General features: G+C 68.4%; 2 protein-coding genes. Both read right to left on the minus strand.

The features are described 5' to 3' along the window. Nucleotides 1-6,721 (minus strand): amino acid adenylation domain-containing protein (locus ACQ4N9_RS26110; protein WP_430934067.1); only part of this gene is annotated, 6,721 nt, incomplete at its 3' end. Further along, nucleotides 6,721-7,210, minus strand: a 490-nt coding sequence (locus ACQ4N9_RS26115; protein WP_430934069.1) for a phosphopantetheine-binding protein, incomplete at its 5' end; no start/stop codon positions are given. The genes ACQ4N9_RS26110 and ACQ4N9_RS26115, both read right to left, overlap by 1 nt.

A 7,210-nucleotide genomic window follows, 5' to 3' on the forward strand; every position in this document is an offset into this window, starting at 1 on the left:
GCAGGAAATCTTCCGGCGAACGCGCCACGTCCTGCGGCACCACCACCAGCTTGCCGCCGTACAGCAGCGCACCGAAGATTTCCCAGACCGAGAAGTCGAAGGCGTACGAGTGGAACAGGCTCCACACATCTGTCTGGTCGAAGCCGAACCAGCTTTCGGTGGCCTCGAACAGGCGCACCACGTTGTGGTGGGCCAGCAGCGCGCCTTTCGGCTTACCGGTCGAACCGGAGGTGTAGATGATGTAGGCCAGGTTGCCTGGGACCACGTTTTGTTCAGGGTTGTGCTGCGGATAGCCATCCAGCGGGGTGTCCAGCAGCAAGGCCGGCACGCCGGGGAAGCGCCCTTGCAGCGAGGCCTGGGTCAGCAATACGGCAATGCCGCTGTCCTCGACCATGAAGCCCAGACGTTCCTGCGGGTAGATCGGGTCCAGCGGCACATAGGCGCCGCCAGCCTTGAGGATGGCCACGATCGCCACCACCATCGGCAGGCCGCGCTCGACTGCAAGACCGACACGCACCTCAGGACCAACGCCCTGGGCGATCAGGTAATGAGCCAGCTGGTTGGCTTGGCTGTTGAGCTCGTCGTAGCTCAGGCGCTGGTCCTGGAACACCACGGCTGTGGCGTCCGGTACGCGAGCGGCCTGGGTTTCGATCAGTTGGTGCAAGCAGGCCTGGGCCGGGAAATCGCGGGCCTCGGCGTTCCATTCGGCAAACTGCGCCAGGCGCTGGGCCTCGCCCAGCATGTCCAGCTCGGCGCACGGGCGCTGGGCCTGGTCGAGCATGGCCAGCAGCAGGTTGCGCCAGTGTTCGCCGATGCGCGCGATGGCGGCCTCGTCGAAGTGGCTGCGGGCGTAGCTGTACTGCACGTTGAGCTGGTCGCCGGCGGCGATCACCAGGGTCAGCGGGTAGTGGGTCTGCTCCTGGCTGGCCACCGCGCCGAAGCGCAGTTCCTGGGGCGCTTCCTGCTCCAGGGCTTCGGACACCGGGTAGTTCTCGAACACCATGATGCTGTCGAACAGCGCTTCACCGCCGGTACCGGCCCAGCGTTGCACCTGGGCCAGCGGCGTGTGTTCCTGCTCGCGCAGGGCCAGGTTGCGCGCCTGCACCGCCTGCAGCCAGTCGCCCACCGACTGCTGCGCCTGCGGGCTGGCGATCACTGGCAGGGTGTTGATGAACAGGCCGATCTGCTGCTCGATGCCGGCCAGCGCGGCCGGGCGCCCCGACACGGTGGCGCCGAAGGTCACGCAGGCCTGGCCGGTGTAGCGCTGCAACAGCAGTAGCCAAGCGGCCTGCAGCAGGGTGTTGAGGGTGACTTTCTGCTGCCGGGCGAAGGTGCCCAGGCGTGCGGTCAGGGCCGCATCGAAGGCCTGGCGAGTATCGCCGTAGCCACTGCCGCGCACGCTGCCCGATTGGCTCTCGGCCAGCCGGGTCGGCTCGTCCAGGTCCTGCAACTGGCCTTTCCAGAAGGTCTCGCTGGCCTGGGCGTCCTGGGCCTGCAGCCAGGCGATGTAGTCCTGGTAACGGCCCGCCCCGCGCTCGGGTTCGATGCCGGCGTAGCGCTGCATCACTTCGCCGAGCAACTGCGAGTTGCTCCAGCCGTCCATCAGGATGTGGTGGTGGGTGTAGATCAGCTCGAAGCGCTGCTCGGCCACCTGTACCACTTGCAGGCGCAACAGCGGCGCCCGGGCCAGGTCGAAACCGGCCAGGCGCTCGGCCTCGGCCAGCGCCGCCAGGGCCTCGGCCTGGTCGTCGCGGCCACGCCAGTCATGCACGCTGAACGGCATGCGTGCCTGCTTGTAGACCACCTGCAACGGCTGCTCGATTGCACCCTGCCAAAGGAAGCCGCTGCGCAGGATGTCCTGGGCGTCGACGGCGGCCTGCCAGGCCTGCTCGAAGCGCTGCGGGTCGAGGCCTTCGACCCCCAGGCGCATCTGGTTGATGTAGTCGCCGGCGTTCTGCTCGTACAGGGTGTGGAACAGCATGCCCTGCTGCATCGGTGACAGTGGGTAGAGGTCGGCGACCTCGGCGGCGTCCAGCGCCAGGGCGTCCAGCTGGGCCTGGGTCAGGCGTGCCAGGGGGAAGTCCGACGGGGTCAGGCCGCGCTGGCCGTCCTCGCAGCAATGCTCGACCAGCGCAGCCAGTTCGGCACTGTATTCGGCCGCCAGGCGCTCGATGGTGGCGCTGTCGAACATCTCGTGGCTGAAGGTCCAGCCCAGGGTCAGCTCGCCGTCGAACACCTGGCCATTGAGGCTGAGCCAGTTGCCCAGCGGCGCGTCGGCATCCTGGTCGGCACCGGCGGCCTCGCCCGAAGGGGCAAACAGGCCGTCATCCTCGGTGAAGCTGGCATCGAACTGGCCCAGGTAGTTGAAGGTGATGCGCGGTACCGGCAGCGCCGCCAGGGCGTCGCGCACCGCTGGCTCGCCGAGGTAGCGCAGCACGCCGAAGCCCAGGCCCTTGTCGGGGATGGCGCGCAATTGTTCCTTGACCTGCTTGATCGAGCCTTCCAGGCTCGCCGCCGGGGTCAGGCGCACCGGGTACAGGCTGGTGAACCAACCCACGGTACGGGTCAGGTCTATGTCGTCGAACAGGTCTTCGCGACCATGCCCTTCCAGTTGCACCAGCACCGACGGCTGGCCGCTCCAGCGCGCGATGACGCGGGCCAGGGCGGTCAGCAGCAGGTCGTTGATCTGGGTGCGGTAGGCCGCCGGCGCCACTTGCAGCAGTTGGCGGGTCAGTGCCTTGTCGAGCTGGCTGTTGACCGTGCGCGCATGGCGGTTGCTCAACCCACCGTCGGGGTTGTCGCAGGGCAGCAGCGGGCTGGCATCGGCCAGCTGGTCACGCCAGAACTCAAGCTGGCTGTCGCGCAGTTGCGCGGCATGGGCCTGCAGCCGCGCCGCCCAGGCCTGCACCGAGCTGGTCTTGGCCGGCAAGCTCACGGCCTGGCCCTGGGCCAGTTGGTTGTAGGCGCTCTGCAGGTCCTCGAAGAGGATCCGCCAGGACACCCCGTCCACCGCCAGGTGGTGGATCACCAGCAGCAGGCGCTGGCCGCCGTCGGGCACCTGCGCCAGCACGGCGCGCAGCAAAGGGCCGGCGGCCAGGTCGAGCGAGGCCTGGGCCTGGTTGCCCAGGGCCTCCAGCTCGTCGATATGGTTCAGCTCGGCCTGCCACAGCAGGGCCTGGCCCTGGCGCTCGGCGAAGTCGGCGCGCCATTGGCCGTCGACTTGGCTGAAGCTCAGGCGCAAGGCGTCATGGTGGCCGACCAGCGCTTGCAGGGCCTGCTCCAGCAGCGCGCCTTGCAGCACGCTGGACGGCTGCAGCAGCACCGACTGGTTCCAATGCTGCGGGCGCGCCAGGTCCATCTCGAAGAACACTTGCTGGAACGGCAGCAACAGGGCCTGGCCACGGGCCGGCCCCTGCTCGCCCGCCGGGGCCTGTTCGCCCAGGCGGGCGACGCTGGCCAGGCTCTGCACGGTCTGGTGCTGGAACAGCTCCTTGGGGGTGAAACGGATACCGGCCTGGCGGGCGCGGCTGACCACCTGGATGGAGATGATCGAGTCGCCGCCCAGTTCGAAGAAGTTGTCGCTGACACCGATGCGCTCACGCTTGAGCACATCCTCCCAGACGCTGACCAAGCGCGCTTCCAGCTCGCTGCGCGGCGCCAGGTACTCGCGTTGCTGGGCCTGGGCATCGGGCTTGGGCAGGGCGCGGCGTTCGAGCTTGCCGTTGGGGCTCAGGGGCATCTGCGCGAGGAACATCCACTGGGCCGGCACCATGTAGTCCGGCACCTCCAGCGCCAGGCGCGCCTTCAGGCGGTCGCGCAGGGCATTGCCGCCCTCCTCGCCGTCCACGGCCACCACATAGGCGACCAGTTGCTGGCCATGGCCCAGGTCCAGTGCCAGCACCACGGCCTCGCGTACTTCGTCCAGTGCCATCAGCCGCGCTTCGATCTCGCCCAGCTCGATGCGCAGGCCGCGGATCTTCACCTGGTGGTCGATTCGCCCGGCGTATTCGATGACGCCATCGGCGCGGTAGCGGGCCAGGTCGCCGGTGCGGTACAGGCGCTGGCCGTCGCCGAACGGGCTGGTCATGAAGCGCTCGGCGGTCAGCCCCGGGCGACGGTGATAGCCGCGGGCCAGGCCTTCGCCGCCCAGGAACAGCTCACCGATCACGCCCTGGGGCACCGGCTCCAGCTCGCCGTCGAGCACATAGGTGTGCAGGTTGGCGATCGGCTGGCCGATCGGCACGCTGTCACGGCCTTCCTCGCGGCAGGTCCAGTGGGTGACGTCGATCGCCGCCTCGGTGGGGCCGTACAGGTTGTACAGGCCCGCCGTTGGCAGCTTGGCGAACACCTGCCGCTGGGCTTCGACCGGCAACGCCTCGCCGCTGCAGACGATGCGCGACAGGCTGGTGCAGCTGGCGACCTGCTCATCGAGCAGGAACACCTGCAGCATCGAGGGCACGAAGTGCAGCGTGGTCACTTGATGTTCATTGATCAGCGCCACCAGGCGCGCCGGGTCCTTGTGGTCGCCAGGGCCGGCCACCGCCAGGCGCGCGCCGGTCATCAGCGGCCAGAAGAACTCCCACACCGACACGTCGAAGCTGAACGGGGTCTTCTGCAGCACCGTGTCGCCGGCGCCCAGGCCGTAGGCCTGCTGCATCCAGCACAGGCGGTTGGTCAGGGCGCTGTGGCGGTTGCCGGCGCCCTTGGGCTTGCCGGTGGAGCCGGAGGTGTAGATCACATAGGCCAGTTGCTCGGGGACGATGGTCAGCCCCAGGTCATCGGCGCTGTGGCTGTCGAAGCCGGTGGCGCCGGGGGCCAGCGCCAGGGCGCGGACATGCTCCGGCAGCGGCAGGCGCTCGACCACGCCCGGCTGGCTCAGCAGCAGTTCGATGCCGCTGTCCTCGATCATGTAGGCCAGGCGGTCTTCGGGGTAGTCCGGGTCCAGCGGCACATAGGCGCCGCCGGCCTTGATCACCGCCAGCAAGGCCACGACCATCTCCAGGCTGCGCTCCATGGCCACGCCGACCAGGCCGTCGCAACCGATGCCCTGCGCCACCAGCCAGCGGGCCAGCTGGTTGGCCCGGGCATTGAGTTCGGCATAGCTGAGGGTCTGCTCGCCGAACACCAGCGCCGGCGCCTGCGGCGTGCGTGCCACCTGGGCTTCGATCAGGTCGCGGATGCTGCTGTGCAGCGGGTAGTCGACGGCGGTGGCGTTCCAGCCTTGCAGCTGTTGCGCGCGCTCGGCGGCCTCCAGCAACGGCAGGTCGACCACGCGCTGGGCGGCGTCGGCGACCAGCGCCTGCAGCAGGTTGACCCAGTGCCCGGCCATGCGCGCGATGGTCTCGGCGCTGAACAGGTCAGTGGCGTAGGTGAAGCTGGCGGCCAGGCCATCGTCACCTTCGAAGGTGTCCAGGCTCAGGTCCAGCTGGGCGTTGCGGCTCTCCCACTCCAGGCTCTCGACCGCCAGGCCCTGGCCGCCCGCCTGCGCCTGGGCGCCGGGGTTGCGGGCCTGGCGCTGGTGGTTGAACAGCACCTGGAACAGCGGGTTGTGGCTGAGGCTGCGCTCAGGCTGCAGGGCCTCGACCAGTTGCTCGAACGGCAGCTCCTGGTGCGCCTGGGCGGCGATCACCGAGGCCTTGACCTGTTGCAGCAAGGTGCTGAACGGCGGCGCGCTGTCGAAGTCGGCCGAGAGGATCTGGGTGTTGACGAAGAAGCCAATCAGGTTCTCGGTTTCGACCCGGTTGCGGTTGGCGGTGGGTACGCCGACACGGATGCGCGCTTGGCCGCTGTAGCGGTGCAGCAGAGTCTGGAACGACGCCAGCAGCAGCATGAACAGGGTCACGTCGTGGGCCCTGGCCAGGGCGTTCAGGGCGCCATGCAGGCCTTCGGGCAGGCGGATCTCGCAGCGGGCGCCGCGCAGGCTCTGTTCGGCCGGGCGCGGGAAGTCGGTAGGCAGTTCGAGGATGCCATGGTCGCTGCCCAGGGCCTGGGTCCAGTAGTCGAGTTGGCGCTCACGCTCGCCGGCCTCCAGCCAGCGGCGTTGCCACACGGCGTAGTCGGCGTACTGGATCGGCAACGCCGCCAGCGGCGGCTCTACACCGGCCAGGCGGCCTTCGTAGAGGGCAATCAGTTCGGCGACCATGATCTGCAGCGAGCGACCGTCACCGATGATGTGGTGCTGGCTGACCACCAGCACGTGATCCTCGGCGGCCAGGCGCAGCACTTCGGCGCGCAGCAGCGGCCCCTGCTCGAGGTCGAACGGCTGGGCAACCTGGGCCTGGACGAAGGCCTTGATTGCCACCTGCGCCTGGGCCTCGTCCAGCCCCGGCTGCTCATGCAGGCCAACCTGCAGCTGCAGCTCGGGCAGTACCTGCTGGCTAGGCAGGCCGTCGACCTGGATGAAACGGGTACGCAGCGCCTCATGGCGCGCGATCAGGGCGTTGAAGGCGTGGGCCAGGGCGTCCAGGTCCAGGGCGCCGCGCAGGCGCAGGGCCATCGGCAGCACATAGGCGCTGCCCTGCGGGTCGAGCTGCCAGAGGAACCACTGGCGCTCCTGGGCGAAGGACAGCGGCAGCACCTCGAAGTCGCCACGGGTCTCGGGGATCGGCAGGTTGGCCGGGGTGATGCCCTCCTGGGCCATCTGCTCCAGGTACAGCCGGCGCTTTTCCAGCGGCAGGTTGATGAAACGCTTGGCGATACGGCTTGCGACATTCAGATCCATCACACGTCCTCCATTTCGTCGAGCAGCGCTTCGAGGCGGCTGAGGCGCGATTCATCCACCGGTGCGGCATCTGCCGCGAGGTGTTCGACGAAATCCTTGAGAAGCGGTTGCTGGAAGATCAGTTGAGGAGTCAATTTCATGCCGAGCTCAAGTTGAATACGGGAAACGACGGTCACCACCAGCAGTGAGTGGCCGCCCAGTTCAAAGAAGTTGTCGTTCAGGCCGATGCGCTCCAGGCCCAGCACGTCCTGCCAGATGGCGGCGATGCGCTGTTCCAGCTCGCTTTGCGGCGCCACGTAGGCTTGCTGCTGGGCCCGTGCATCCGGCGCCGGCAGCGCCTTGCGGTCGAGCTTGCCGTTGGGCGTCAGCGGCAGCTGCGCCAGGTACACCAGGAAGCTCGGCACCATGTACTCCGGCAGCACTTCGCGCAGCGCAGCCTTGAGCACTTCAGGCTGCTCCTGCTCGGCGGCCACGTAGGCCACCAGCTGG

The organism is Pseudomonas sp. ES1, assembly GCF_050586605.1.
Taxonomy (GTDB): Bacteria; Pseudomonadota; Gammaproteobacteria; order Pseudomonadales; family Pseudomonadaceae; genus Aquipseudomonas; species Aquipseudomonas sichuanensis.